Annotated in this window: 21 protein-coding genes and 1 pseudogene; 15 read left to right on the forward strand and 7 right to left on the reverse strand. The window is 72.5% G+C overall.

Annotated features, from left to right (window positions below):
• The first annotated feature begins 76 nt into the window (after positions 1–76).
• The 11 genes from F3L20_RS02555 to F3L20_RS02600 all read left to right on the forward strand — a co-directional run bounded on the left by F3L20_RS02555 (position 77) and on the right by F3L20_RS02600 (position 11625).
• A complete protein-coding gene (locus tag F3L20_RS02555) occupies positions 77–535 on the forward strand; it encodes an Lrp/AsnC family transcriptional regulator (protein WP_024883040.1) in 459 nt (152 codons plus the stop codon).
• A 49-nt stretch (positions 536–584) separates the two neighbouring features.
• Positions 585–1748, forward strand: coding sequence for an aminofutalosine synthase MqnE (gene mqnE, locus F3L20_RS02560; RefSeq protein ID WP_145829674.1), 1164 nt, complete (start codon positions 585–587; stop codon positions 1746–1748).
• A gap of 440 nt (positions 1749–2188) precedes the next feature.
• Positions 2189–2827, forward strand: coding sequence for a UdgX family uracil-DNA binding protein (locus F3L20_RS02565; RefSeq protein ID WP_150151785.1), 639 nt, complete (start codon positions 2189–2191; stop codon positions 2825–2827).
• Positions 2828–2843: 16 nt separating this feature from the next.
• Positions 2844–3368, forward strand: coding sequence for a GNAT family N-acetyltransferase (locus F3L20_RS02570; RefSeq protein WP_150151788.1), 525 nt, complete (start codon positions 2844–2846; stop codon positions 3366–3368).
• 119 nt (positions 3369–3487) lie between these two features.
• Entirely contained in the window at positions 3488–3793 is a 306-nt protein-coding gene (locus tag F3L20_RS02575; protein ID WP_150157194.1) for a DUF4229 domain-containing protein, read from the forward strand.
• Between the two features lie 167 nt (positions 3794–3960).
• A complete protein-coding gene (locus tag F3L20_RS35540; protein ID WP_311642580.1) occupies positions 3961–4047 on the forward strand; it encodes a putative leader peptide in 87 nt (28 codons plus the stop codon).
• A gap of 54 nt (positions 4048–4101) precedes the next feature.
• Complete coding sequence (locus F3L20_RS02580; RefSeq protein ID WP_150151791.1) at positions 4102–5406, forward strand: dicarboxylate/amino acid:cation symporter; 1305 nt, start codon at positions 4102–4104, stop codon at positions 5404–5406.
• Between the two features lie 199 nt (positions 5407–5605).
• Positions 5606–7735, forward strand: coding sequence for a LamG domain-containing protein (locus F3L20_RS02585; protein WP_240810824.1), 2130 nt, complete (start codon positions 5606–5608; stop codon positions 7733–7735).
• 163 nt (positions 7736–7898) lie between these two features.
• Positions 7899–9581, forward strand: coding sequence for an SPFH domain-containing protein (locus F3L20_RS02590; RefSeq protein WP_150151794.1), 1683 nt, complete (start codon positions 7899–7901; stop codon positions 9579–9581).
• Positions 9578–10903: an SPFH domain-containing protein gene (locus F3L20_RS02595; protein WP_150151797.1), complete on the forward strand. Its 1326-nt coding sequence runs from the start codon at positions 9578–9580 to the stop codon at positions 10901–10903. Before F3L20_RS02590 ends, F3L20_RS02595 begins: the two co-directional genes overlap by 4 nt.
• Positions 10904–10926: 23 nt before the next feature.
• Positions 10927–11625, forward strand: a complete 699-nt coding sequence (locus F3L20_RS02600) for a TetR/AcrR family transcriptional regulator (protein WP_150151800.1) — start codon at positions 10927–10929, stop codon at positions 11623–11625.
• Here the strand turns inward: F3L20_RS02600 and F3L20_RS02605 are convergent.
• Both F3L20_RS02605 and F3L20_RS02610 read right to left on the reverse strand, forming a co-directional pair.
• The gene (locus F3L20_RS02605) at positions 11595–12464 is read right to left on the reverse strand and encodes a MaoC/PaaZ C-terminal domain-containing protein (RefSeq protein ID WP_150151803.1); all 870 of its coding nucleotides are present in this window, start codon (positions 12462–12464) and stop codon (positions 11595–11597) included. The two genes, F3L20_RS02600 and F3L20_RS02605, sit on opposite strands and share 31 nt — an antisense overlap.
• A gap of 5 nt (positions 12465–12469) precedes the next feature.
• Positions 12470–13777: a 3-oxoacyl-ACP reductase gene (locus F3L20_RS02610; RefSeq protein ID WP_150151806.1), complete on the reverse strand. Its 1308-nt coding sequence runs from the start codon at positions 13775–13777 to the stop codon at positions 12470–12472.
• A gap of 100 nt (positions 13778–13877) precedes the next feature.
• Here F3L20_RS02610 and F3L20_RS02615 point away from each other — a divergent pair, with 100 nt between their 5' ends.
• A complete protein-coding gene (locus F3L20_RS02615) occupies positions 13878–15164 on the forward strand; it encodes an acetyl-CoA C-acetyltransferase (RefSeq protein WP_150151809.1) in 1287 nt (428 codons plus the stop codon).
• A 242-nt stretch (positions 15165–15406) separates the two neighbouring features.
• Positions 15407–17325, forward strand: a pseudogene (locus F3L20_RS02620) (AMP-dependent synthetase/ligase).
• 3 nt (positions 17326–17328) lie between these two features.
• On the opposite strand, the gene F3L20_RS02625 reads toward F3L20_RS02620, so the two are convergent.
• The 3 genes from F3L20_RS02625 to F3L20_RS02635 all read right to left on the reverse strand — a co-directional run bounded on the left by F3L20_RS02625 (position 17329) and on the right by F3L20_RS02635 (position 19145).
• A complete protein-coding gene (locus F3L20_RS02625) occupies positions 17329–18012 on the reverse strand; it encodes a class I SAM-dependent methyltransferase (protein ID WP_150151812.1) in 684 nt (227 codons plus the stop codon).
• Positions 18013–18096: 84 nt separating this feature from the next.
• On the reverse strand, positions 18097–18411 hold the full coding sequence (locus F3L20_RS02630) for an AzlD domain-containing protein (protein ID WP_150151815.1): 315 nt from the start codon (positions 18409–18411) through the stop codon (positions 18097–18099).
• Positions 18408–19145: an AzlC family ABC transporter permease gene (locus F3L20_RS02635; RefSeq protein WP_167534447.1), complete on the reverse strand. Its 738-nt coding sequence runs from the start codon at positions 19143–19145 to the stop codon at positions 18408–18410. The genes F3L20_RS02630 and F3L20_RS02635 overlap by 4 nt, the downstream gene beginning before the upstream one ends.
• A gap of 68 nt (positions 19146–19213) precedes the next feature.
• Between F3L20_RS02635 and F3L20_RS02640 the strand changes: the two genes are divergently transcribed.
• Positions 19214–19780, forward strand: coding sequence for a helix-turn-helix domain-containing protein (locus F3L20_RS02640; RefSeq protein ID WP_150151818.1), 567 nt, complete (start codon positions 19214–19216; stop codon positions 19778–19780).
• Positions 19781–19993: 213 nt separating this feature from the next.
• Here F3L20_RS02640 and F3L20_RS02645 read toward each other — a convergent pair whose 3' ends face one another.
• Positions 19994–20197: a cold-shock protein gene (locus tag F3L20_RS02645; RefSeq protein WP_006133199.1), complete on the reverse strand. Its 204-nt coding sequence runs from the start codon at positions 20195–20197 to the stop codon at positions 19994–19996.
• 335 nt (positions 20198–20532) lie between these two features.
• On the opposite strand from F3L20_RS02645, the gene F3L20_RS02655 reads away from it, so the two are divergent.
• The gene (locus tag F3L20_RS02655; protein ID WP_145829690.1) at positions 20533–21381 is read left to right on the forward strand and encodes a menaquinone biosynthetic enzyme MqnA/MqnD family protein; all 849 of its coding nucleotides are present in this window, start codon (positions 20533–20535) and stop codon (positions 21379–21381) included.
• Between the two features lie 306 nt (positions 21382–21687).
• Here F3L20_RS02655 and F3L20_RS02660 read toward each other — a convergent pair whose 3' ends face one another.
• Positions 21688–26391 (reverse strand): FtsK/SpoIIIE domain-containing protein, encoded by a 4704-nt coding sequence (locus tag F3L20_RS02660; RefSeq protein WP_150151824.1) that lies wholly within the window; start codon positions 26389–26391, stop codon positions 21688–21690.
• Positions 26392–26555 lie beyond the last annotated feature (164 nt).

Raw genomic sequence — 26555 nt, forward strand, 5'->3', positions numbered from 1 at the left:
CCCGCCGGCCGCGACGGCACCACACGGCACCACCTCTCGGAAACTTCGTACCTCTTCAGTGGAAGGCATCGATTCGATGGACGCGGTGGACAGGCAGCTCATCCAGGCCCTGCGGGAGAACGGCCGGGCCTCCTACGCGGAGCTGGGGCGCCTCGTCGGTCTGTCGGGACCCAGCGTCACCGACCGCATCAACCGGCTGGAGGCGGCCGGCGTCATCACCGGCTACCGCGCCACGGTGGACGCCCCCTCGCTCGGCCTCGGCGTGACCGCCCTCATCGGCATCTCGCTGTCCGACGCCGCCGACCACGAGGACGTGGCGCAGCGGCTGAAGGATCTGCAGGAGATCGAGGACTGCTGGTTCATCGCCGGCGACGACTCGTTCATGCTCAAGGTGCGCGCCACCGACGTGGACGGCCTGGAGCGGATCATCCGCCGGCTGTCCGGCACCAAGGGCGTCTCCCGCACCCGCACCACCATCGTGCTCTCCACCAAGTGGGAGAACCGCGTCGGTGAGCTGCCCGAGGAGGTCGACTGACCGGGGCGTACGGTGGTGCGGGTCTGTCTTCTGGGAAAGAGGTAACGGCATGGACGTCGGGCTCAAGCGCGAGCTGGAGGAGAAGGTCCGCTCCGGTGAGCGGCTGACCCGCGAGGACGGCATCGCGCTCTACGAGTCGGACGACCTGGCCTGGCTCGGCGGGCTGGCGCACGAGGTGCGGACGCGGAAGAACGGCGACGTCGTGCACTTCAACGTCAACCGCCACCTCAACATGACGAACGTCTGCACGGCGTCGTGCGCGTACTGCTCCTTCCAGCGCAAGCCGGGCGAGAAGGACGCGTACACGATGCGCATCGAGGAGGCGGTGAAGCTCGCCGAGGAGATGCGCTCGGAGAACCTCACCGAGCTGCACATCGTCAACGGGCTGCACCCGAACCTGCCGTGGCGCTACTACCCGCGCTCGCTGCGGGAGCTGAAGGCGGCGCTGCCGGAGGTGTCGCTGAAGGCGTTCACCGCCACCGAGATCCACCACTTCGAGACGATCTCCGGGCTGAGCGCGAGCGAAATCCTCGACGAACTCATCGACGCGGGGCTGGAGTCGCTCACCGGCGGCGGCGCCGAGATCTTCGACTGGGAGGTCCGGCAGCACATCGTGGACCACCGCACCCACTGGGAGGACTGGTCCCGCATCCACCGGCTGGCGCACGAGAAGGGTCTGAAGACCCCGAGCACCATGCTGTACGGCCACATCGAGGAGCCCCGTCACCGGGTCGACCACGTGCTGCGGCTGCGTGAGCTGCAGGACGAGACCGGCGGCTTCCAGGTGTTCATCCCGCTGCGCTACCAGCACGACTTCGTGGACATGAAGGACGGCAAGATCCGCAACCGGCTGCAGGCGCGGACGCAGATGGCGACAGGGGCGGAGGCGCTGAAGACGTTCGCGGTGTCGCGGCTGCTGTTCGACAACGTGCCGCACGTCAAGGTGTTCTGGGTGATGCACGGCGTGCAGACGGCGCAGCTGGCGCTGCAGCACGGGGCGGACGACATGGACGGGTCGGTCGTCGAGTACAAGATCACGCATGACGCGGACAACTTCGGGACGCCGAACAAGCTGACGCGTGAGGATCTGCTGGATCTGATCCGGGACGCGGGCTTCCGGCCCGTGGAGCGGAACACGCGGTACGAGATCATCCGTGAGTACGACGGGCCGGACCCGGCGCGCCGGGAGTCGCCTCAGCCGATGCGGGTCTGAGGGTCCCTCCGGGGGTTGCGGGGGCTCTGGTTCGACGCCGCCCGCGGCGGGGTGGCGGGCCGCTCGCGCAGTTCCCCGCGCCCCTGAGGGGGGTGGGGGACTCGGTGCGCTGCCATCTGCGGCGGGGTGTGGGCTGGTCGCGCGGTTCCCCGCGCGCCCCTAGGGGTGTGCCGGCCGGTCCTCGCTTCACAGCCGGCGGCACAGCAGCCCCCTCCAGGGGCGCGGGGAACTGCGCGAGCAACCCCAAGATCACCCGCACCCGGCATGCGCCCGAACCCCCAACCCCTCAGGGGCGCGGGGAACTGCGCGGGCGACCCACGACCACCCGCACCCGGCATGCCCGCCGAGACCCACCCGAAGGGGCGCGGGGAACTGCGCGAACGGCTGCCGGGCCGCACCCGGCGATGGTGCCGACGCCCCCGGCGGGGTACCCGCTCCGCATGGTGACCGAGGACGCCTACACAGCCGCCCCCTTCCTGCCCACCCGCGGCGGACTCCCCGCACTCAGGAAGGCCGCCGCCACCTGCCGAGGCTGCCCCCTCCACCGCGACGCCACGCAAACGGTCTTCGGCACCGGCAAGGCCACCGCCCGCCTGATGCTCGTCGGGGAGCAGCCAGGTGACCAGGAGGACCGTCAGGGCACCCCCTTCGTCGGCCCCGCGGGGCATCTGCTCGACCGTGCCCTCGCCGACGCCGGCCTCGACCCCGCCGACGCCTACGTCACCAACGCCGTGAAGCACTTCAGGTTCACCCGGGCCGAGCCCCGCAAACGCCGTATCCACAAGGCGCCGACCCTCCGGGAGGCCGCCGCCTGCGCCCCCTGGCTCGCCGCCGAACTCGCGGCCGTCGAGCCCGAGATGGTCGTCGTCCTCGGCGCGACCGCCGGGAAGGCGCTGCTCGGCTCCTCGTTCCGGGTCACCCATGTACGCGGCACGGTGCTGGAGGAGGAGATCCACGGCCACCGGCGGCGCCTGGTCCCCACCGTGCACCCCTCGGCCGTACTGCGCTCCGACGACCGCGACGCCGCGTACCAAGGGCTGGTCTCCGACCTGAAAGTGGCTGCGCGGGCGCTGAAGTAATAGTTACACTCCCTCCATGCCCCTTACTTTCACCCTGGACCCTGAGGTCACGCGCCGACTCCGCGACGGCATCCTCGACCTCTGGGCCGACGTCACCGAGGCGGGTGGCGCCGTCGGCTTCGTACCGCCGGTGACGCGGGAGGACATCCGCCCCACCCTGCTGCGGCAGTTCGCCGACATGGCGGAGGGCCGCTCCCGGCTGCTCGTGGGGCACGACGAGGAGGGCGAGGTCGCCGCCACGGCGTTCCTCACCCGCAACACCCACCCCCTGATGACGCACTGGATCTGGCTGTACACGGTGATGGTCCACCCCCGCCACCAGGGCAAGGGCTACGGCCGCGACCTGCTCGCCGCCGCCGAGCGCTCCGCCCGCACCCTCGACGGCGTGGAGGCGATCCGCCTCACCTGCCGCGGCGGCCTCGGCCTGGAGCGCTTCTACGCGGCCTGCGGCTACAAGGAGGTCGGCCGGGTCCCGGGCGCGATCCGCGTGGCACCCGGCGACGACCGGGACGACGTGATCATGCTGCTGCCGCTGACCTGAGCCCGGTGCGGATCCGCCACGGCGCCGTACCCCGCTGAAAGATCGGCCGCCGGACGTGCTTCACTGGACGTCGTCCCCTCGGGGACGTTTCTGACCGTACGCACGGAAGAGTGGATGAGATGCTCCGCTACACGCTGATGCGCCTCGGAGTCTTCGCGGGCTGCCTCGTAGTCGTCTGGGGCCTTGTCTACTCCGGTGTCGCGCCGCGCGGTCTCGGCGACTCCAACGGCCTGTGGGTCGTGCTGCTCGCGCTGCTGGTCTCCGCCCCCATCAGTTTCGTCGTGCTCCGCAAGGAGCGGGACCGGGCCTCCGAGCGGATCGTGCGGCGGGTGGAGCGCGCCAAGGCCAACCTGGACGCCAACCGCACCCAGGAGGACGCGGCCGACGACACGGCCCGCGCCCAGGGCCAGGCGCAGACCTCGTAACGTCCCTCACACCCGCGCACCGCATCGTCGGCGCCCCGGGCTCCCGCATCGGCGGGAACCCGGGGCGCTTTGCGTTCTCTGTGTGTGTTTGCCCTCACGCCTTCCAAAGTAAGGCTTTGAGGATCTCAAAGTTCAGGTGTTACGGTCTCCTGGTGAAGTCAGCAGCCGTGTTCCCCACGCCCCGGAGTGTTCCGCTCGTGGCGCGCCTGCACGTGGACCTCTGCCGGGTCACCGCCGCGAACTGTCGTCCCTGACGTTCCGCCCCCACCCGAGTCCCGTCACATCCCCACGCCTTTCCCCTCCGGAGCATGTCCGTGTCCTCGAACACGCAGTCAAAGCTGCCTGTCCGCGTGCCCTTCTGGGCCCAGATACTCGCCGGCCTCGTCCTGGGCGTCCTGCTCGGCTGGCTCGCCCGCAGCCAGGACCTCTCCTGGCTGGTCACCACCCTGGAGAAGGTCGGCGGCACCTTCATCGGCCTGCTGAAGCTCGCCGTCGCCCCGCTGGTCTTCTTCGCGATCCTGGTCTCCATCACCAACCTGCGGAAGGTCAACAACGCGGCCAGGCTGGCCTCGCGGACCCTCCTGTGGTTCATGGTCACCTCGCTGATCGCGGTGGCGATCGGCCTGGTCATCGGCCTGGTCACCAACCCGGGTGCGGGCACCGGCCTCACCCCGGCCGACGGCAAGGCCCCGGAGAAGACCGGCTCCTGGATCGACTTCCTCACCGGCATCGTGCCGACCGACGTGATCACGCCGTTCACCGAACTGAACGTGCTGCAGATCGTGTTCATGGCCGCCGTCGCCGGCATCGCCGCCCTCCAGCTCGGTGAGAAGGCCCAGCCCATCCTCACCCTGAGCGAGTCCGTCCTGGAGCTGCTGCAGAAGGCGCTGTGGTGGGTCATCCGCCTGGCCCCGCTCGGCACCGTCGGCCTCATCGGCAACGCCATCGCCACCTACGGCTGGAACCTGATCGGCAAGTACGCCACCTTCACCGCCGACATCTACGTCGGCTGCCTGATCGTCCTCTTTGGCGTCTACCCGGCGCTGCTGGCGACCGCCGCCAAGGTCAACCCGGTGCAGTTCTTCAAGGGCGCCTGGCCCGCGATCCAGCTCGCCTTCGTCTCCCGCTCCTCCGTCGGCACCATGCCGCTGACCCAGAAGGTCACCGAGCGCCTGGGCGTGCCGAAGGAGTACGCCTCCTTCGCCGTGCCGTTCGGCGCGACCACGAAGATGGACGGCTGCGCCGCCATCTACCCGGCCATCGCCGCGATCTTCGTCGCGCAGATCTTCGACGTGCCGCTCGGGGTGGGCGACTACCTGCTGATCGCGTTCGTCTCGGTGGTGGGCTCCGCCGCCACGGCCGGCCTCACCGGCGCCACGGTCATGCTGACCCTCACCCTGTCCACCCTCGGCCTGCCGATGGAGGGCGTGGGCCTGCTCCTCGCCATCGACCCGATCCTGGACATGATCCGCACGGCGACCAACGTCGCCGGGCAGGCCCTGATCCCGGTCGTCGTCTCCGCCCGCGAGGGCCTGCTCGACCGTGAGAAGTACGACACCGTGGCGTCGGCACCCATCGACGCGGACGAACCGCGGGTGGCGGTCGCCGCCTGACCGACGCGCCTCGACGAGCGTCCCCGGGACCGTTCGTGGTCCCGGGGACGCTCCCTGTCGCCCCGGCCTCTGTGAAGCCCGCCGACCGGCCCCCGGAACACATGATCGCCGATGTCGGAGGCCGCTGTTAGCCTCCTGCCGCTCGGCCGTTCGGTGATCGGGCATTACAGGGGAGGGGCTTTCGTCCATGTCGGGAAGAGTGCGCAAGAGACGTGGGCTGCTAGGCAGTTGCCTGGCGGCGCTGGTGGTGGGGGCGGTGACGCCGTCCGCCGCGTCCGCTGCGGAGCAGTCCAACCTGCCGCCTGCCGTGCAGGACCTGCAGACCGCGTTCAAAGACTGCGCGTCGGGTGACGAGCCGGCGTATGTCGGCAGCCCTCCGGCGCTCCAGGCCCGGCTGACCGATCCGGTGGAGGACGACCGCATCGGGTATCCGGAGCAGCTGACCGCCGAGTTCGAGATCTGGTGGTCCGATCCGGACGGCACCGCACAGCGGCGCACCTGGACCACCTCGCCGTACCCCGTGGGCCTGGTCCACCGCATCACCCTGCCGCCCGACATCCCGTCGGACACGGTCCTCTCATGGCATGTTCGGGCCAACGATGGCGTGGCGTACTCGCCCTGGAGCTCGGAAGCGCCGGGCGCCGCGTGCCGGTTCGTGTACGACGACGCGAGCCCGGCCGCTCCCGTCGTGAGCTCACCGGAGTACCCGGCGGACACGTGGTGGACCGGTGGGGTCGGCATCTACGGCAGCTTCACCATGGACTCTCCCTCCGCGGACGTCGTCGAGTACCGGTACACCTTCCTCGGCGGCCCGAGCGGCACCGCCCGCCCCGCCGAGATGGGCGGCCCCGCCACCATCCGTTACGTCCCGTTGAGCAGGGGTTCGCAGATCCTCAGCGTCCAGGCGCTGGACCGCGCCGGCCGGGTGAGCGGGCGCACCGACTACTCCTTCTATCCGAATGCGGCGAGCGCGCCCGTCTCGCGCTGGAAGCTCGACGACGAGGCCGGCTCCGCCACGGCGGCGGCCGAGGCGGGGGAGGCCGCCCGGGCGGGACGTGGTGTGACCTTCGCGGGCCCCGCGCCCTCAGGGACCCCGCTCACGTCCACGGCCACCCTCGACGGCAGCCGTCACGGCTTCCTCACCACCGGCAGCCCGGCCGTCGACAGCGGCAGGACCTTCGCCGTCGGCGCCTGGGTGCGCCCGGCGCGCGACGACCGTTCCATGAACGTGCTGAGCCAGGACACGGCGTCCGGCGCCGCCTACGCCCTGGCTCTCGAGGCCCCGCGGAAGGCGAGCGCCTCCTGGTCCTTCACCCTTGGCGACGCGAAAGTCACCGGCGGCACGCCCGAGGCCGGTGAATGGGCCTACCTGCTGGGCGTCTACGACACCGAGACTGGGTACGCCCAGCTCTTCGTCGATGGTCGCGAGGTCGGCACCAAGACCGAGGCCGCTCCGGTCAGGGCGGACGGCGCGTTCCAGATCGGCCGGACCTTGGGCCCGAACGGCTACCGCCGGCACTGGCACGGCGACGTCGGCGACGTCCGGGCGTACGACCGCCTCGTCGTCCCGAGCGAGGTGACCGACCTGGCCCACCGCAAGCCGAGGTTGCTGGGGCACTGGTCGTTCAGCACGGGCGACGACGGCACCACGCCCGAGAACGCGGGCGGAGCGCCCCTGCGGCTCGGGACGGGCGCGTCGGTCTACCGCGTGTCGGACATGTGCACCCCCGACGTCGATCCCGACTGCACGACGTGGCCCCGGTACCCGCTGGTCGGCGATGGGCACCTGGAGCTGGACGGTGAGAGCGGTCACGCCGCCCTCGACACCCCCGTCGTCGACACCGGTGACAGCTTCACCCTCGGAGTCGTCGCACGGATCGAGCAGAACGACGCCACCCGCCCGATGACGGTGCTCTCCCAGGCCGGTGAGCACACCGAAGCCTTCAAGCTGCGCTACGACCCGGCGCTGTACGCCTGGCAGCTGATCATGCCGGAGCGGGACGAGGCCGGCGCGCCCGAGAAGGTGGTCTCGCAGCTCACGATGCCGGACGGCGCCAACGGCTACGGCACCCAGCTGGCCATCGTCTACGACGACGCGACCGACACGGTCAGGCTGTTCGCCGACGGCTACACCGAGGCGGACGCCACCGCCCACCTCCAGGACGGCTGGACGAGCACCGGTCCGCTTCAGGTGGGCCGTGCCCGCACGGCCGACGGGTGGGGCGAACACCTGAAGGGCCAGGTGGACGAGCTCCAGGCGTACGCGGGCGCCCTGACGGACGAAGACGTACGCCAACTGGGCTGGGAGACCGATCCCTGTCTGTGCTGACGCCGCACCGGCGTGCAGGGGGTGCTTTCCGGCAACGAGTGAGTGGTGACCGTTGCTGGGGAGCGCCCCTTACGCATGGTGCCGTGGTGGTGTGTGGTCACAGGACCACACACATGTCCCGCAGTGAACCGCGGGAACAGCACCACAGGCGAAGGGGGACCCCGTGGCACGTACGCGGGCGCAAAGCCTACGCAACGTCGCTCAGTCGGTCGTCGGCGGCGCGGATCCGCGCGCCGCGGCCCGTGACGAACTGCGCCGCCGCACCGGCGGCGGCACGTCACAGAGCGCGTCGCGCCGGGACACCGGGGACGATCACGAGGAGTGGCCCGCCGAGGGCGACGGCATGGATCCGGCCGACTTCCCGGCCGCCCGGGAGCAGGACGGCAGCTCCGTCGACACGGTGATGCGGCAGAAGACCGTGTCGCTGGACGAGGCCGGCGAGGCGCTGAGCCGCAGTGAGCAGCTGCGGGAGGACGGCGAGACCGTGCACGCCATCTACCCGATGGTGATGCCCAAGGGCCGCTCCCTGATGTCCATGCTGCCGGTGCTGTCGTTGCCGGTGATCGGGATCGTGGGCACGTCGGTCTCCTCGGCGGCCGGTGGCTGGAGCGTGACCCAGCCGGTGTTCGGGCTGCACTACTGGGTGATCGCGGTGGCCGCCGTCGCGTTCGTGTGGTGGCGGCAGGGCCTGGTCATGGTGCCGGACGGCTGTCAGGCGATGATCACCCGGTTCGGCAAGCTGGAGAAGGTCGTCGGCCCCGGGCGGGTCACCCTGCTCAGCCCCTGGAAGCGGGTGTCGTACATCGTCAACACCACCCGCGAGTACCCCTTCAACGCGCCGGTGCGGGAGGCCCCCACCAAGGGCGGCGTGAAGGCGTCCATCGACCTGTTCATCCAGTTCCGGATCAGCGACCCGGTGGAGTTCGTCTACACGCTCGGCGCGGTGCGCGGCTTCGAGGAGAAGCTCGGCAACGCGGTCAGCGAGACCATCCGCAGCCTGATCTACGAGCAGGAGGCGGCCGGCATCTACGACATGGTCGGCGAGGACAGCGGCCGTCTGCTGGAGCAGCTCAACCAGCAGTTCCGTCCCGCGGTGGAGCTCACCAACGCCAACATCACGCACGCCGAGCCCTCCGACCGCCGCTACCGGATGGACCTGGCCGCACCCGAGATGGTCCGCATGGCCAAGGAGGCGTACACCCACGAGTACGCGCTCCAGCTGCGCAAGGAGCAGGACGAGGGCGACCTGAACCGCGAACTCGCCTCCAGCCAGGAGACGCTGTCCGCGATCCAGGCCGACATTGCCCAGTACCAGGCGCAGATGGACACCGCCGTGGAGCGGGAGACCAACCGCGCCGAGGCGCTGGCCCGCCAGCGCTACGTGCAGGCCGAGTCGGAGGCCAAGGCCAACGCGGCGCTGCTGGAGGCGCAGGCCCTGGACATCCGCGCGGTGACCGCCGCGCAGGCCCCGGAGATCCTGGAGTACCGCTACCAGCAGCAGGTGCTCGACACCCTGGAGCAGGTCGCCGACCACCTGCCGCGTCTGGTGCGCATCGGCGGCGCCGACGGCACGGGGGCCGCCGGGATCGACTTCCTGGAGCTGGCACGCGAGCTGGTCGGCGAGCGCGGCGGGGAGCTGTTCGGCGAGGGCGAGATGGCCGCCGTACGGGAACGACTGGCGGAGGTGTCCGCGCGGATCGCCGCCCGTGAGGAGGAGATCGGCGCGCTGCTGGCGGCCGAGCGGCCGACGGTGCCCGAGGTGCCGGAGACGGGCGTGACGAGCGCTGCCCCCGAGAGCGCCGAAGCCGACGAAGTGTCCGGGTCCGCCGAGGAGGTCCAGCCGTGAGTTCCGCCCGCATGCACCGTCGTTCGGTCATCTCCGAGGCCGTCGCGCCCTGGGGTGACATCGCCCGCCTGCTGCGTGGCGGCGAGGCCGGCACCCTGCTGCCGGTCATCATCCCCAAGCACCGCCGCAGGCTGTGGTGGATGCTGCCGTTCTGGGCCGGCGCCTACGCCCTGCTGTCGGGCGTGATGCTGACGCTGAAGGAGTCCGGCTCCGACGGGCTGGGCGGCATGGCCGCCGGTGCCCTGGCCACGTTCTCCTACACCGTCGGCGTGCTGCTGCTGGTGGCCGGCGGGCTGTGGTGGTGGCGCTCCTCGATCGTCGAGATCGAGCAGGGCACCAACGGCGTGCTCACCCGGTACGGCGCCGTCGTCCGCACCCTGGACGCGGGCCGGCACTACCTGTGGCACCCCTGGTCGCGGGTCGACTTCGTCGTCGACACGGCCACCGAGATCCCGTACTCGGCGCCCGTCATGGCCTGCCCCACGCAGGAGAACGTGCCGCTGCGCTCGATCGAGTTCTTCCTGAAGTTCCGCATCACCGACGCCGTGCTGTTCGTCCGCACCATCGGCGCGGGCAACTTCGACCTGGTGCTGTCCAGCGCCGTGCAGGACGCGATCCGGCAGCGGGCCCGCCGGGTGCGTACCGAGCGCGCCTACGACCTGCGCGGCTCCGACGTCGCCGACATGCAGGACCTGCTGAACCACCAGCTGTCCCGCTACGGCGTGCGCATCACCGGCTGCAACATTCCCGACGTGCAGCTTCCGGCGCAGTACCAGCAGCACCTGGCCACCCGGGAGCAGGTCGCGAAGGAGAGCACCGCCTACGAGCAGGAGTGGGGGCTGATCCGCAAGCGCCGCATCGACAGCCTGGGCATGGACATCGAGCGCGCCAAGAAGATCCGCGACGCCCGGATCGTCGAGGTGCGGGCCGCGCTGAACCGGGCCCGTGAGGAGGTCGCCCAGCTGCTGGAGCGGCAGGAGACCGAGGCCCAGCGGGTGCGCTTCGAGATCGAGACGCGGGGCCGCAGCGGTCTCATCGCCGCCGAGAACGAGGCCCGCGCCCAGCAGGCCCTCGCCAAGGCCTACCGCGACAACCGGGCGGTGCTCCAGTACGAACTGGCCCGCAGGCGGCTCGAAGTGGGCGCCGGACTGGCCGGCAAGGCACCGCGTCCGGTCGTGGTGCGCACCGACGGCGGCACCGACACCTCGGCGCTGTCCACGCTGTTCACCGCGCAGCTGCTGCCGCGGCTGACGGCGGGCGACCGGCTGGTGACCGGCGGCGCGGTCCGGCCGGCGGAGGACGGTGACCACGACCCGCGGTAGCGGCGGACCGTACGCTGTGTCCCATGGGTGCCGTGAAGACGAAGCGCATGCCGCGTGCGGTCCGCGAACAGCAGATGCTGGACGCGGCCGTACGGACCTTCGGTCACCGGGGGTACATGGCCGCGTCGATGGACGAGATCGCCGAACTGGCGGGCGTGTCCAAGCCGTTGGTGTACCTGTACCTGAACTCCAAGGAGGACCTGTTCACCGCGTGCATCCGGCGTGAGGCCAGGGCGCTGACCGAGGCGGTCCGCGCCGGGGCCCGGCCCGAACTGCCGGCCGACCGGCAGCTCTGGTCGGGCCTGACCGCGTTCTTCACGCACACCGCGCGGCACCCCGACGGCTGGGCGGTGCTGCATCTCCAGGCGCGCACGCACGGCGAGGTGTTCGCCGCAGAGGTCGCGGCGATGCGCGCGGAGATCGTCGCGTTCGTGACGCAGCTCATCCTGGCCGCCGCGCGGGAGGCCCACCGGGACCCGGACCTGCGCGAGGCCGAGGTGTCCGGGCTGGCCGAGGCGCTGGTCGGGGCCGCCGAGTCGCTGGCCGACTGGGCCAATGTCACCCCCGGGGTCACCGCCCGGCAGGCGGCGGCCACGCTGATGAACTTCGCGTGGGCCGGCCTGGGCGACCTGATGGCCGGCCGGCACTGGTCGCCCCCCGACGACACCGGCGACGCGGACGCCCCCGGGCCTCAGAGCGGGCTGACCTCACCGGTGAGGTGAACCCGGCCGCGGCCGCCGCGCAGGGCGAACCGCCCGCCGTCCGCCGCGTAGGTCACCGTGCCGGGCAGCAGCACCGGGGCGCGGAAGTCCGCCCGTACGGTGGCCGCGTCCGGGGTGCCGTGCGTGGCGAGGCAGCGGGCGACGGTCCACATGCCGTGCGCGATGGCGCGGGGGAATCCGAAGAGGCGTGCGGTGAGCGGGTGCAGGTGGATGGGGTTGCGGTCACCGGACGCGGCGCCGTAGCGGCGGCCCAGGTCCCCGGCGAGCCGCCACTCCGCGACGGCGGGAAGCCCTTCGGCGTCCTCCCGTGTCTCCTCAGGGTCCTTGGGGGGCGTGGCGGTGGTCCGGTGCCGGGCCAGGTAGGTGCTGCGTGACTCCCACACGACCTCGCCGCCCGCCCGCAGCTCCGTGACCACGGCGGCCTCGGTGCCGCGCCGGTGCGGGACCAGCCCGTCGACCTGCACGCTCAGGTCGTAGGCGTCGGCGGACGGCGTCGCGCGGCGCCGGGTGATGCCGATCGAGGTGTGGACGAGCCCGAGCAGCGGGAGCGGGAAGTCCCGGGCGCTCATCAGCCGCATGGCGAGCGGGAAGCCCAGCACGTGCGGATACGTCACGGGCAGCGTGCCCGTGCCGTCCGGGAAGCCGCACACCCTCTCGTACGCGGTGAGCCGGGCGGGATCGGCGCGCAGGCCCGGGAGTACCAGCCGGGTGCGCGGGTGCGCGGCGGCGGGGTCCGGGCGGCGGAACGGCGACAGCACCGCGCCGCGGGCGAGCAGCGGGGTGAGGGCCGGGGCGTGGGTGAGGACGGCCTCGGCGCGGTCCGAGGGGGGCGGTGTCATGGCGTTCACGCCCCCAGCAGGCTCTGGCCGCAGACGCGCACGACCTGGCCGTTGACCGCGCCCGAGCCGGGGTGGGCGAGCCAGGCGGTGGTCTCGGCGACGTCGACGGGCAGACCGCCCTGGGCCAGGGAGTTCATCCGGCGCCCGGCCTCCCGGATGAACAGGGGGACGGCGGCCGTCATCCTGGTCTCGATGAAGCCGGGCGCGACCGCGTTCACCGTCACCCCGTGCTCGGCGAGCGCGCGGGGCGCGAGGGCGCGGACCAGCCCCGTGATGCCGGCCTTGCTCGCGCCGTAGTTGGTCTGGCCGGCGTTCCCGGCGATGCCCGCGATGGAGGCGGTGGCGACGATCCGGCCGTCGCGCCGGAGCGCCCCCGCCTCCAGCAGCGCGTCGGTGGTGCGCAGCACGCTCGCGAGGTTCACCTCCAGCACCGGACTCCAGCGGTCCTTCGGCATGTTGACCAGGCGGCGGTCGCGGGTGATGCCGGCGTTGTGGACGAGTACGTCCAGTCCGCCGGGGAGCGCCTCGGCGATCCGGGCGCCCGCGTCGGCGGCGGTCAAGTCGAGCAACAGCACGCTGCCGCCGATCCGTTCGGCCACCCGGCGGGCGTCCTGCTCGGCCTGCGGGACGTCGAGGACGACCACCTCGGCGCCGTCCCGGGCCAGCGTCTCGGCGACGCCCTCGCCGATGCCCCGCGCGGCGCCCGTCACCAGGGCGGTGCGTCCGGTCAGCGGGCGGTCGGCGTCCTCGGCGGCGGGGCTCTCCTGGCCGCCGACGGTGACGACCTGGCCGCTGACGTAGGCGGACTTCGGGGAGAGCAGGAAGCGCAGGGTGGACTCGGCCGCGTCCGCGTCGGTGAGGCGGACCAGGTTCACGGTCCTGCCGCCGCCGGTCTCCTTGCCGAGCGAGCGGGTGAAGCCCTCCAACGCCTGCTGGGCGGCGGCCTGATGGTGGTCCGCGGGGTCGAGCGGGGCGCCGAGCACCACGATCCGGCCGCTCTCGGCCACCGAGCGCACGACGGGGTGCAGGGCGGCGTGCACCTCTGCGAGGTCCTCGACGGTGCGCACCCCGGTGGCGTCCAGGACGACGGCGGCGGGCCTGCCGGCGGTGTCGTCGGTGCCGAGTCCGGTGCGGGCGAGGACGGGCGCGAGGCCGAGCCGGGAGGCGCCCGCGGTGAGGTGGAGCAGCCCGCCCTCCAGCGCCGGGTGCTCCGCCGACCAGCGGCGCAGCGGGGCGGGCCGGGGCAGCCCCAGCCGGCGCGTGAGGAAGCGGCCCGGCGCGGTGCCGGTGAAGCTCAGATAGCGGTCGGCCATCGGGGACTCCCAGGTGTGCGTGCGAAGGGCTCACTCGGTGCTTACTCTGGAGTAAGGTTACCGAAGGTAAGCCTATGTCACGGTGGAGGAGCAGGTCGAGATGAGCACCCTGAAACCGGCCGCAGCGCGGCGCGTCGCGGTCATCGGCGGCAGCCGTGTCCCGTTCGCCCGCTCCGACGGGCCCTACGCCACCGCCTCCAACCAGGAGATGCTCACCGCCGCCCTGGACGGCCTGGTCGAGCGGTACGGGCTCGAACAGCCGGGCGCCGTGGGCGAGTTCGTCGCCGGGGCGGTCCTCAAGCACAGCCGTGACTTCAACCTCGCCCGGGAGACGGTCCTCGGCTCACGCCTGGACCCCCGCACCCCCGCCTACGACATCCAGCAGGCCTGCGGCACCGGGCTTCAGGCGATCGTGGCCGCCGCCAACAAGATCGCCCTCGGCCAGACCGAGGCCGCGGTCGCCGGCGGCTCCGACACCGCGAGCGACGCCCCCCTCGGCGTCAACGACGACCTGCGCAAGGTGCTTCTGGAGGCGCGCCGCGCCACGTCGTTCGGCGCCCGCCTCAAGGTGCTCGCCAAGGTGCGCCCCGGCCACCTCGTCCCCGACATCCCGCGCAACGCGGAGCCGCGCACCGGGCTGTCCATGGGCGAGCACGCCGCCGTGACGGCCCGCGCCTGGGGCATCAGCCGCGAGGCGCAGGACGAACTGGCGGCGGCCAGCCACCAGCGGCTGGCGGCGGCGTACGAACGCGGGCTGTTCCAGGATCTGGTGGTGCCCTTCCGAGGCCTCGCCCGGGACCAGAACCTGCGCCCCGGCTCCACGGTGGAGAAACTGGCCACGCTCAAGCCGGTGTTCGGCCTCGACCGGCCCGAGCCCACCATGACGGCGGGCAACTCCACCCCCCTCACCGACGGCGCCGCCGTCGTGCTGCTGGCGAGCGAGGAGTGGGCCGAGCAGCGGGGCCTGGAACCGCTGGCCTACCTCACCGCCCACGAGACCGCCGCCGTGGACTTCGTGCACGGCGACGTGGCGGACGGCGAGGACGGCCTGCTGATGGCCCCCGCGTACGCGGTCCCGCGCATGCTGGAGCGGGCCGGGCTGGGCCTGGACGACTTCGACCTGATCGAGATCCACGAGGCGTTCGCCTCCCAGGTGCTGGCCACCCTGGCCGCCTGGGAGAAGCGCGGCCTGCCGCCCGTCGACCGGTCCCGGCTGAACGTGGCCGGGTCGTCCCTGGCCACCGGACACCCCTTCGCCGCCACCGGCGCCCGCATCGTGGCGACCCTCGCCAAGCTCCTCGCCGAACGGGACGCCCCCGGCCGCGGGCTGATCTCGGTCTGCGCGGCCGGCGGTCAGGGCGTCACGGCGATCCTGGAACGGCCCTGAGCACGACCGCCCCGGCCCCGGACGGGGGCATACCTGAGTGACCCTCACGTAACCCCCGACACTGCACACGCTTGATCCCGGTCCCTTGCCGGACCCGCACGAACCCCTCACGCCAGGGCCGTACGATCCCCGCACCGACCGGTGGCGGACCGAGCCGCGGACGCCACCGGTGAGCGCCTCGGCGTGCGAGGCACGTACGTCGTGGCACACCGCAGTTCGCCTGCACGCCCCAGGAGCCGCCCGTGTCCACCCCGCACCACGCCACCGCCCTCGACGACGACGTCCACGGGGCACCCGTCCTCGTCAGGCCGGCCACCCGGCGGCTGGACGGGGCCGTACGGGAGGCGTCCGTACCGTCGTTCGCGCAGCCGGTGCGGCACGGGTCCCTCGCCGACCTGCCCTTCGACAACGCGAGCGCGGCACCGGGTGACGTCGTCCTCAGCCGCAAGACGGCGGACGGCTCCTGGCGCGACGTCACGGCGGAGGGATTCGCCGCCGAGGTCCTCGCCGCGGCGAAGGGACTCGTCGCCGAGGGACTGATGCCGGGCGACCGCGTCGCCGTCATGGCCCGCACCGTCTACGAGTGGACGGTCCTCGACTTCGCCGCGTGGGCCGCCGGCCTCGTCACCGTGCCCGTCTACCCCACCTCGGCCTACCAGCCCGCTGGATCCTGCACGACTCCGGCGCCGTCGCCGTGATCACCGAGACCTCCGCCCAGGCCGCCGCGCTCGGCCCGGAACTCCCGCACCTGCCCGACCTGCGGCACGTGTGGGTCATGGAGAAGGGCCACGTCGACGCCCTCGCGGACGCCGGGAGCCACCTGCCCGACCACGAGGTCGAGGTGCGCCGGGGCATGCTCGGCCCCGACACCCTCGCCACCCTCGTCTACACCTCCGGCACCACCGGCCGCCCCAAGGGCTGCGCCCTCACCCACGGCAACTTCTTCGCCGAGGTCGACAACGCCATCGAGCTGCTCTACCCCGTCTTCCGCGACCGGACGAACGACGAGGCCTCGGTGCTGCTGTTCCTGCCCATGTCCCACGTGTTCGGCCGGATGGTCGCCGTCGCCTGCGTACGGGCCCGGGTGCGTCTCGGGCACGCGCCCAGCCTCGCCGCCGAGGACCTGCTGCCGGACCTGGCGAGCTTCCGCCCCACCTGCCTGCTCACCATCCCGTACATGCTGGAGAAGGTCTTCAACAGCGCCCGCGCCAAGGCCGAGTCGGGCGGCCGGCAGTCCACCTTCGACCGCGCGGCGGCGGTGGCCCGCCGCTACGGCGAGGCCCTTGAGGCCCGCCAGACCGGCAGCGGCGGCGGCCCCTCCCGCTCCCTGAAGGCGGCCCGCGCCCTCTACGACCCGCTGGTCTACCGGAAGATCCGCAACGCCATGGGCGGCAAGGTCCGCTACGCCATCTGCGGCGGCTCCCCGCTGGGCCGCCGTCTCGCCGCCTTCTACGCCGGCGCCGGCATCGAGATCTTCGAGGGCTACGGCCTCACCGAGACCACCGGCGCCTCGACCGTGACGCCCCCGCTGCAGCCCCGCCTGGGCACGGTGGGCTGGCCGCTGCCCGGCACGAGGATCCGCATCGCGGCGGACGGCGAGGTCCTGGTCGCGGGCGAACACGTGCTGCGCGGCTACTGGGACCCGCAGGCGGGTGGAGTCGTGCCCGCCACCCGGGACGGCTGGTTCGCCACGGGCGACCTGGGCGAGCTGGACGACGAGGGCTACCTGACCATCACGGGCCGCAAGAAGGAGCTGATCATCACCGCGGGCGGCAAGAGCGTCGCCCCGGCCCCGCTGGAGAACTGGCTCCGCGCCCACCCCCTGATCTCCCAGGTCATGATCCTCGGCGACGACCGCCCCTACGTGTCCGCCCTGATCACCCTCGACCTCGCCGGCATCAGCCACTGGCGCCGCATGAACGGCAAGCACCCGGTCCCGGCGAAGCTCCTCGTCGACGACGAGGAGCTGCTGGCGGTCCTGCAGCGCGCCGTCGACGAGGCCAACAAGATGCTGTCCCGCCCGGAGTCCATCCGGCGCTTCGCCGTCCTGCCGGAGGACTTCACCGAGGAGGCCGGCCATCTGACACCCTCGATGAAGCTGCGGCGCGCGGAGATCATGCGGGACTTCGCGGACGAGGTGGAGGCGCTGTACGCGAGGTGACCGTCAGGAGGCGGGTCCGTCCGGCGCGCGGGCGACCAGGAAGGCCTGGGGGGTGGGCTCGCCCTGCCGGGTGTCGGGCTCCCGGACGGTGCGCTGCACGAGGGCGAAGCCGGCCGCCTCCATCAGCTCCGCGATCCGCTCCGGTCTCATCCGGCGGAAGTCGAGCGTGACCGGGTGGCCCCACGGCCGCTCGTGCCGACGCGGCTCGTCGCCCATCTGGAACGCCACCAGCAGATGGCCCCCGGGCGCCAGTACCCGGCGGAACTCCGCGTACACGGCGGGCAGGTGCTCCGGCGGGGTGTGGATCGTGGAGTACCAGGAGACGAGGCCGGCGAGGGCGCCGTCGGGGAGGTCGAGGCCGAGCATCGAGCCCTGCTCGAAGCGCAGTCCTGGGTTCTCCCGGCGGGCGATCGCCAGCATCGACGAGGACAGGTCGACGCCGTGGACGTCCAGCCCGAGCGAGGCGAGGTACCCGGTCACCCGGCCGGGACCGCACCCCACGTCGGCCACCCGGGCGCCCTTCCCGACCAGCTCGGCGAACCCGGCCAGCAGGGAACGGTCCAGCGGTGTGGCGGCGGGGAGGTCCCGGAACATCACGGCGTAGTCCTCGGCGATCGCGTCGTAGAAGGCGCGGGTGGCGAGGACGTGCTCCGGCTGATCGGTGTCCGCGGGTCGGCTGATGGTCATGGGTCCGGACGCTACCGGCCCCCACTGACAGTCCCTCAGGGCGCGCGTGGCGCGCCCCGGTGCCGAGGGCCGCGTCCCTTCCGGCTACGCCACCCCCACGGCCCGCAGCACCGCCGTCGTCGCCGCCGCACCGAGGACGACCAGGACGAACGGCGCCCGGTGCCACGCCAGCACCCCGCCCACGGCGACCCCGGCCGGGCGGGCCCACCCGGCGAACCCCCCGCCCTCGGTCAGCGCCCCCGTCGCCAGCAGCGCCACCAGCAGGACCACCGCACCGGCGGACAGCAGCACCCGCACCCGGTCCGGCAGTTCCACCCGCCCGTGCAGCGCGGGCCCGACCAGCCGGAAGGCGTACGTCCCCGCCGCCAGCGCGAGCACCATCCCGACCGTCCCGCTCACGACCCCGACTCCTTCCGCCCGCGTCCGTGCAGGAGCAGTCCCGCGAGCGCCGCCAGGACGGGCACGCCCGCCGGGACCGCCGGGGTCAGCGCCAGGGCGACGGCGGCACCGGCCAGGGCGGCCCGGCGGACGCCGGCGTCCTCGCGCAGGGCGGGCAGCACCAGCGCGGCCAGGACGGCGGGGAAGGCCGCGTCCAGGCCGTAGCGGGCCGTGTCGCCGAGGGCGCTGCCGGCCAGGGCGCCCGCCGCCACGCACGCGTTCCACGTGCCGAACAGGCCGACCCCCGACACCCAGAAGGCCGTACGGCGCCGTGCCGGGTCCTGCTGGGCGAGGGTGAAGGCGACGGTCTCGTCGGTCACCAGGTGCGCCCCGACCAGGCGGGCGAGCCTGCCGCGCCCGATGTGCTCGGCGACCGCGAGGCCGTACGCCGCCGTCCGGGTGTTGAGCAGCAGCCCCGTGGCCGCCGCCGCGACCGGACCGCCCCCGGCCAGCAGCACGCCCACCGCGCTGAACTGGGCGGACCCCGCGTACACCACCAGGGACATCACCACCGGCACCCACACCGGCAGACCACCGGCGACCGCGATCGCCCCGAACGACACGCCGACGACGCCCCCGGCGAGGCACACCAGGGCCACGTCTCTGAGCAGGCCCGCGTCGACGGCCGACGGACCGGGTCCGGGGCGGCGACCCGGACCGGGACCGGACGAGGGTGTTCGCTTCACCGAACGCATGTTTCCTACAATGAACAGACACTGTCGCGTTCGTCAAGCCGAACGATCAGCCTCCTGGAGCGAACGACATGACTGACGGCACGCCGTCCCGCCTCCCCCTCGACTGGATCGCCGCCGCGCTGCGCCGCGAGCGCACCCGCGCCGGTCTCTCCCTCTCCGAGCTGGCCAAACGGGCCGGCATCGCCAAGTCCACGCTGTCCCAGCTGGAGGGCGCGGGCGGCAATCCCGGCATGGAGACCCTCTGGGCGCTGGCGGTGGCGCTGGGGGTGCCGTTCAGCGCGCTGGTGGAGCCCCCGGCGCCCGCCGTCCAGGTGATCAGGGCGGGGGAGGGGCCGGCCGTGCGCTCCGACCGGTCGAGCTATGTCGCGGCCCTGCTGTCGGCGAGCCCGCCCGGCGCGCGGCGCGACATCTACGCGGTGGACGTGGAGCCGGGGGCCGTCCGTGCCTCGGACTCGCACATTCCGGGAACGGTGGAGCACATCGTGGTGAGCGCCGGACGGGTGAAGGCGGGACCTGAGGGGGAGGAGGTGGAACTCGGCCCCGGTGACTACATGGCGTATCGCGGGGATGTGCCGCACCGCTATGAGGCGCTGGAGCCCGGGACGCAATTCGTGCTGATCATGCAGCACGTCTGAAGGCGGATGCCCGGGGCGAATGGGGCCCGGCCCTTAGGGGTCGTGCGGCGAGAATTCGCCGGACATTCACCGGGCCGTGTCCCAGGAGATCCGGGACGACGGGCGATCAGGGGCGGCCCCGGCCGGCTCCGGAGAAAAGGCAGGAGCCCCGTTCGCCTCGCGGCGTGGGGCTCCTTGGGTACTGCTAGTCGTTCCCGGATCGGAGGATCAGGGTCAGGCCGGGGTGACGTTCTCCGCCTGCGGGCCCTTCGGGCCCTGCGTGACGTCGAAGGTGACCTGCTGGTTCTCCTCGAGGGACCGGAAGCCGGTCGCGTTGATCGCGGAGTAGTGGACGAAGACGTCGGGGCCGCCGCCCTCCTGGGCGATGAATCCGAAGCCCTTTTCGGCGTTGAACCACTTCACGGTTCCGGTAGCCATAAGCCCTCCTTGGGCCCAAAGGGTTGCCCTGCTCCAGAACCAGCAAGTGTGAAGACTATTCCGCACAACTGCATCCGTCTGAGAACGACGAGAGCCCGCGGTCACATGCTCCGCAGGCTCTGTACTGCAAGGGAAACCAAACTGCAACTTGCGATGAGCCTAGCACGCAGGGGCCCGATCGCAATAGAGGTCAAGATCACGTCACCCGAATGTTTGCAGGCCCCGTCCGTCACGTTCGTGCGTTCGATCCGGCCGGAATGGCGGCGTCCCGGATGGCCGCGCGACGGGGCGGGGGCGACGGTTCCGCCGACCGGGACAAGGTCTAGCCTCACGATGTGGACAATCCTCGCACCCGGCCGCGCGTCGGCCACATCCAGTTCCTGAACTGCCTGCCCCTGTACTGGGGGCTCGCGAGAACGGGCACGCTCCTCGACTTCGAGCTGACGAAGGACACCCCGGAGAAGCTCAGCGAGCAGCTGGTGCAGGGCGACCTCGACATCGGGCCCATCACCCTGGTCGAGTACCTCAAGCACGCGGACCAGCTCGTCGCCTTCCCCGACATCGCCGTCGGCTGCGACGGCCCGGTGATGTCCTGCGTGATCGTCTCGCAGGTCCCGCTGGACCGGCTGGACGGAGCGCGGGTCGCCCTCGGGTCGACCTCCCGCACCTCCGTACGGCTCGCCCAGCTCCTCCTCGCCGAGCGGTACGGCGTACAGCCCGACTACTACACCTGCCCGCCCGACCTGAGCCTGATGATGCAGGAGGCGGAGGCGGCCGTCCTCATCGGCGACGCGGCCCTGCGCGCCAACATGGTCGACGGCCCCCGCTACGGCCTCGACGTGCACGACCTGGGCGCGCTGTGGAAGGAGTGGACCGGCCTGCCGTTCGTCTTCGCCGTCTGGGCGGCCCGCAAGGAGTACGTGGAGCGCGAGCCGGCGCTCACCCGCAAGGTGCACGAGGCCTTCCTCGCCTCCCGCAACCTCTCCCTGGACGAGGTCGACAAGGTGGCCGAGCAGGCGGCCCGCTGGGAGGCCTTCGACGAGAAGACCCTGGCCCAGTACTTCACCACCCTCGACTTCCGCTTCGGCGCGCCGCAGCTGGCGGCGGTCGCGGAGTTCGCCCGCAGGGTGGGCCCGACGACGGGCTTCCCGGCGGACGTACGGGTGGAACTGCTGCGCCCGTGACGCGACGGCCCGACGGCCGCCCACCCGCGACCGTCGGGCGCCGCGCGGCCGGTCCGGGGCCCCGGCCGGGGCCTGCCACTCCGCCGCCGGGTGACAACGGCGTACGGGCGTGACGACGGGCGAGGGGCGACGCCATGCGGCTGCTCCATGCCGACGAGCCCACGGTCGTGGGCCCGGCCGGCTGCTCGGCCGGCTCGGCCCGGCCGGATGGGCCGGGTCCGCCTGGGCCGCAGCCCAGTCGGAGTCGCCGAAGGCCCGGTTCCCGAAGATCGAGCAGCCGGGCCTCAGGTCCGCGGGAGGCTTCGGTCAGCCCGGGACGACGACCGTCCGCAGCTCGCCGTCACCGAGGTGCAGCATGCCCTTGCCCGGGGCGATCTGTCCGCCGACCATCCCGCGGGACAGCCGGACGCCGATGAGGTCACCGCTGGAGGTCTCCTGAGGGGAGAGCAGGATGCCCCGCCGCGCCTTCTTCGCGTCGACCTGCCAGCCGGAGAAGCCGCTGCACACGTCCTCCTCGTCACCGGCGATGACGAGGGCGAGTCCGCGTTCGGCGCCCCGGGAGACCAGCTTCTTCAACTGGCTCTCGGCGTCGCAGTCCTCGAGGATCTCGCCGTCGTCGACGAGCACGGCGATCGGCTCCTCCAGGGACGCCTCGTCCACCAGCTCCTCGAACTCGTCCTCGTCGATGTCGTCACCGGTGAACACCTTCAGCACACCCTCGGCACCGTCCAGCTGCCGCAGCGGCGACTGGCGCGGGGCGGCGATCACCAGGCGGGTCCCCTGCGCCAGGAACGACTGGGCGAAGTTCATCAGCACCGTGGAGCGGCCCGACTTGGCCGGACCCGCGATCACGAACGCCGGTACGCCGTCGGCGAGGTCGGGCCCGAAGCCGACGATCTCGTCGCCGCCGATGCCGGCCAGGCCGTACAGCTTGGACCGCGACGCCTCCGGGTCGCGCATCTCCCACGCCTCCGGGAAGGCGATCCGGCTCGGCAGGCTGTCCACCCGGAACGGCCGCCGGGTGCGGGGCACTTCGGCGTCCCGTGCGGCCGCCGCCTCGCCGATGGCGGTCAGCGCCGCCGCCTGCCCCTGACCGGTGGTGTCCTCGGCGAGCAGCGCGAACTGCGTCTCCGTACCGGACTCGTTGCGGAAGGCGCGGCCCGGCGGGATCTCCTCCGGCACCTTGCGGGTGGGGATGCCCAGCGAGGAGAAGTCGCTGCGGTCGGCCAGCCGCAGACCGTACTTGTCCTCCGTGAGGCTCGCGATCCGGCCCACCAGCAGCGTCCGGTCGCCGGTCAGCACCAGGTGGATGCCGACGCTCGCGCCCTCCCGCATCATCGTCTGCAGTTCGTCGGTCAGCGAGCCGTGGTCGATCTCGCCGAGCGTGGGCACCCAGCCCTCCCAGCGGTCCAGCAGCACCACGATGTGCGGCAGCCGCTCGTCCTCGGCGACCGCGGCCCGCTGCTCGCCGATGTCCGCGAAGCCGGCGTCCGCCAACAGGTCCTGGCGGCGCGACAGTTCGCCCTTGAGACGGTTGACGAGCCGGATCACCCGCTCGGTCTGGTTGCGCCCGACGACCGCCCCGCAGTGCGGCAGCCGGGTCAGCGCGTTGAGCGCGCCGTTACCGCAGTCGATGCCGTACAGGTGGACGTCCGCCACGGAGTGGGTGCGGGCCAGCGAGCCCGCGATGGTGCGCAGCACCTGCGACCGGCCGCTGCGCGGGGCGCCGCCGATCATCAGGTGACCGAAGGAGGAGAAGTCGACGACGACCGGACGGCGGGCCTGGTCGGACGGCAGGTCCTCGACACCGAACGGCGCCGGCGGCAGCGTGCCCGGCGCGGGCGCGTACGGCGGAACCTCCACGTCGTCGAGCAGCAGCGTCTCGTCCAGGGCGGGCAGCCACGGGCTGTGCTGGGCGGGGATGCCGAGCGCACGGTTGGCGTCGCGGACCGCGTCGACCAGCACCTTCAGGTCGGTGATCTCCTCGTCCTCACGCGCCTCCGACTTCGGCTTGGTGAGCGCGGCCCGCCCCAGGTCCTCCCAGGTCAGCGGGCCCACCCAGGGCGCGAGGGCCGCCGGGTCGGCCGCGCCGGGCCGCCGGCCGCCGACCCGCCCCGACTGGAACGGCACGAGCGAGGCGTGCCCCAGCCGCGCGTAGGCACGGCCGGGCGTGCTCTTGGAGATGTGCCCGGCCTCGGGGGAGTCGATGACGTCCGTCGACTCACCGGCGTCCGTCACCCGCAGGGCGATGCGCAGGTTGGTGTTGGCGCGGATCTCGGGGGAGACGACACCGCTCGGCCGCTGGGTGGCGAGCAGCAGGTGGATGCCGAGGGAACGTCCTCGCTGGGCGATGTTCACCAGGCCGGTGACGAAGTCCGGCAGGTCACGCACCATCGAGGCGAACTCGTCGATCACGATGAGCAGCCGCGGCACCGGCGGGTGCGAGGGGTCGCGCCGCACCAGGTCCTGGTAGTCCTCGATGTCCTTGGCGTCGGCGGCGGCCAGGATGTGCTCGCGCCGCTTCAGCTCGGCGCCCAGCGACTCCAGGGCGCGCTCCACGAGATGGGCGTCGAGGTCGGTCACCATGCCGACCGTGTGCGGGAGTTTGACGCAGTCCTTGAACGCCGAGCCTCCCTTGTAGTCGACGAGGACGAACGTCATGTTCTCGGGGGTGTTGGCGACGGCCAGCGCCGCGACGATCGTCTGCAGCAGCTCGGACTTGCCGGAACCGGTCGTACCGGCGATGAGGCCGTGCGGTCCGTCCTTGCGCATGTCGATGCCGAACGGCCCGTCGTACGACTCACCGATGACAGCGAGCGTCGACTGCCCGCCCATGCGCCAGCGCGCGGCGATCGCGTCGCTCGTCGGCGGCTCCAGCTCGAGGACGTCCAGCAGCCGGCTGGACCCGGGCAGCGCCGAGTCCTCGGTCTCCCCGCTGATGTCACGCAGCGGGGACAGGGAGCGGGCCAGGCGCAGACACCAGGCGGGGGTGACGAAGTCCGGCCGCACGTCCTTGATGCGCTCGGCGCCGGCCTCCTCGACGCGCAGCCGCAGCTCGTCGGGCGCCTGCTGCGCGCGGCCGGGCTCCGGGGAGTTGCTGTGCCAGGCATGGAAGGAGGGAAAACCACCGGCCACGGCCGGCTGGGCCGCGCGGTCGGCCTGCTGCTGCTCCAGCTCCTGCGGGCGGGGCTCGGCGACGACGAAGGCCTGGCACTCGCCGGGCAGGAACCGCTCCTCGGCGTCGAGGCACAGGGCGTACATGGACACCGAGGGGCCCTCGCGGAGCAGCCGCACCACGCCGGGCAGCGACCGCAGCCGCCGCGAGCCGTCCCAGACGACCACGATGTCGGGGTCGCTGAACGTCGCGCCCTGGGAGCGGTTCTGCTCGGCGGCCTTCTTACGGGCGTCGAGGATCTGCGTCAGCTCGCCGATACGGGCGCCGACCGTCTCGGCGTCGGTTCCTATGAGGACGTTGACGTCCTGGCCGCCGGAGGGGCGGGCGTGCGGCAGCCACCGCACCCAGTCCCAGGACGGCTGCGCCGAGTTCTCGCTCAGCACGTAGAACTGCACGTCCATCGGGCTGTGCAGCGCGGCGGCCTGGCCGACGGCCCACCGCCCCAGTGCCCGCGCCGAGTCACCGGGCCCGGCGACGCCGATGACGCCGAGCGACCGCAGGTTCAGCGCGACGGGGGCGTCCTCGATCTTCCAGGTCACCTGGCGCCGGTGGTCGTCCTGCTCGGGGTCGTCCAATACCACCTCGGACGGCAGGCGTCCGGTGCCGAACCGCAGCAGCAGATGGTCGCGGTCGGTGCGCCGCCGCTCCCACAGCCGGGTGCGCGGCCCGGTGCCCATCGACAGCACGGTCGCCGGGTCGGGGATGCTGTGCCGGCGGTCGTTGCGCTCCTGGACCAGCGCCTCCTGGGCGTCCTTCTCGATCCGCTCCTTCTGCTCCTCGTACTCCTTGACCTGCTTGGCGTGGGACTTGCGCCCGTGCTTCTTGTCGTTGAAGTAGTTGGCGAAGAGGAGGATGGGGCTGAGCCCCGCCATGATCAGGTAGTACCAGCGCTGGAAGATCGTCACCATGACGACCGCGCCGACCAGCGGCGTCAGCGCCATCAGCCAGGGCAGCGGCCGGGCCTCGTACTCGCGAGGCTTGGAAGGCAGCCGGAAGGTGGTCTGCCGCTCCGGCTGCCTGAGGCGGGGAGGCCGGTTGTAGTCGAGGCCGACACCGTCGTCGGACCACTTCAGGGCGGCGTTGGGCGGGGTGTAACGGGTCAGCTCCAGCAGGCTGTTGCCGAGGCAGATCTGACCGCCGAGCGGCCAGTCGAAGCGCTCACCGCGACGCGCCGGGGTCTCGCCGCCGTCCGCGCGCGCCTTCTTCTTCCTGGCCTTCCTGGCCTTCCTGGCCTTCTTCCTGCGCTTGCCGTCCTTGGCCTCGCCCGTCCTGTCGTCGCCGCCGTCCTGGGCGTCCTGCTGGGCGTCGGCGATGGGCTTGCCGTCGAGGGTGACGTCGGCGTCGTCGCCGTGCACGACGACCTGGCAGGTGCCGTCGGTGGCGACGGAAAGGGTCAGCGCGCGGGCCTCGACCTCGGGGTCGTCGACCCGGACGTAGGAGGCGGCGCCGCTGCCGATGTCGTAGCGCCCGACGCCGAGCCGGTGCACGAACCCGGCGGCCGGCCCGCCGACGACGCGCAGCTCGACGAGCCCGGTGGGCTCACCGGGGAGACATCCGGAGGGGTCCTGGAGGGACACGACGGCGCCGTCGCGCAGGGGCGACCCGACGACGGTGGCGGAGGAGTCGACGGCGTACCCGTCGACGTACACCAGCGGCGCGTTCCCGGCGGGTGCCTGTCCCTGGTGCCCGATGGGGATGACCTGGGCACCGGCGGCCCCGACCTGCGAGGCGAGCTCGCGCGCGATGTCCCCGACGGTCGACTCGGGATCGGCATCGAGTACGACATCGGCGGTATCCCCGCCGTACGGATCGACGACGGTCAGAGTCAGGCGCACGCTTGTCCTCCCCAGGCCCTGTGGCCGCTTCCACCCCGCGGCTCACAGTGCCGCCGACGATATCGGCTGTGCCGCGGTCGGAGGCAGTCGGGGAGCGGGCCGCATTCCCGGCAGCAACGGCATACGCGACTTGTGAACGCCGCCTTCACAAGCTGGGGATGTGG

This window comes from Streptomyces tendae (assembly GCF_008632955.1).
In the GTDB taxonomy this organism is placed as follows: domain Bacteria; phylum Actinomycetota; class Actinomycetes; order Streptomycetales; family Streptomycetaceae; genus Streptomyces.

Excerpts from the sequence above, each read along its gene's own strand:
- F3L20_RS02555 (WP_024883040.1), top strand. The coding sequence starts at position 77 with ATGGACGCGGTGGACAGGCAGCTCATCCAGGCCCTGCGGGAGAACGGC.
- mqnE (WP_145829674.1), top strand. The coding sequence starts at position 585 with ATGGACGTCGGGCTCAAGCGCGAGCTGGAGGAGAAGGTCCGCTCCGGT.
- F3L20_RS02565 (WP_150151785.1), top strand. The coding sequence starts at position 2,189 with ATGGTGACCGAGGACGCCTACACAGCCGCCCCCTTCCTGCCCACCCGC.
- F3L20_RS02570 (WP_150151788.1), top strand. The coding sequence starts at position 2,844 with ATGCCCCTTACTTTCACCCTGGACCCTGAGGTCACGCGCCGACTCCGC.
- F3L20_RS02575 (WP_150157194.1), top strand. The coding sequence starts at position 3,488 with ATGCTCCGCTACACGCTGATGCGCCTCGGAGTCTTCGCGGGCTGCCTC.
- F3L20_RS02580 (WP_150151791.1), top strand. The coding sequence starts at position 4,102 with ATGTCCGTGTCCTCGAACACGCAGTCAAAGCTGCCTGTCCGCGTGCCC.
- F3L20_RS02600 (WP_150151800.1), top strand. The coding sequence starts at position 10,927 with ATGGGTGCCGTGAAGACGAAGCGCATGCCGCGTGCGGTCCGCGAACAG.
- F3L20_RS02605 (WP_150151803.1), bottom strand. The coding sequence starts at position 12,464 with ATGACACCGCCCCCCTCGGACCGCGCCGAGGCCGTCCTCACCCACGCC.
- F3L20_RS02610 (WP_150151806.1), bottom strand. The coding sequence starts at position 13,777 with ATGGCCGACCGCTATCTGAGCTTCACCGGCACCGCGCCGGGCCGCTTC.
- F3L20_RS02615 (WP_150151809.1), top strand. The coding sequence starts at position 13,878 with ATGAGCACCCTGAAACCGGCCGCAGCGCGGCGCGTCGCGGTCATCGGC.
- F3L20_RS02625 (WP_150151812.1), bottom strand. The coding sequence starts at position 18,012 with ATGACCATCAGCCGACCCGCGGACACCGATCAGCCGGAGCACGTCCTC.
- F3L20_RS02635 (WP_167534447.1), bottom strand. The coding sequence starts at position 19,145 with ATGCGTTCGGTGAAGCGAACACCCTCGTCCGGTCCCGGTCCGGGTCGC.
- F3L20_RS02640 (WP_150151818.1), top strand. The coding sequence starts at position 19,214 with ATGACTGACGGCACGCCGTCCCGCCTCCCCCTCGACTGGATCGCCGCC.
- F3L20_RS02645 (WP_006133199.1), bottom strand. The coding sequence starts at position 20,197 with ATGGCTACCGGAACCGTGAAGTGGTTCAACGCCGAAAAGGGCTTCGGA.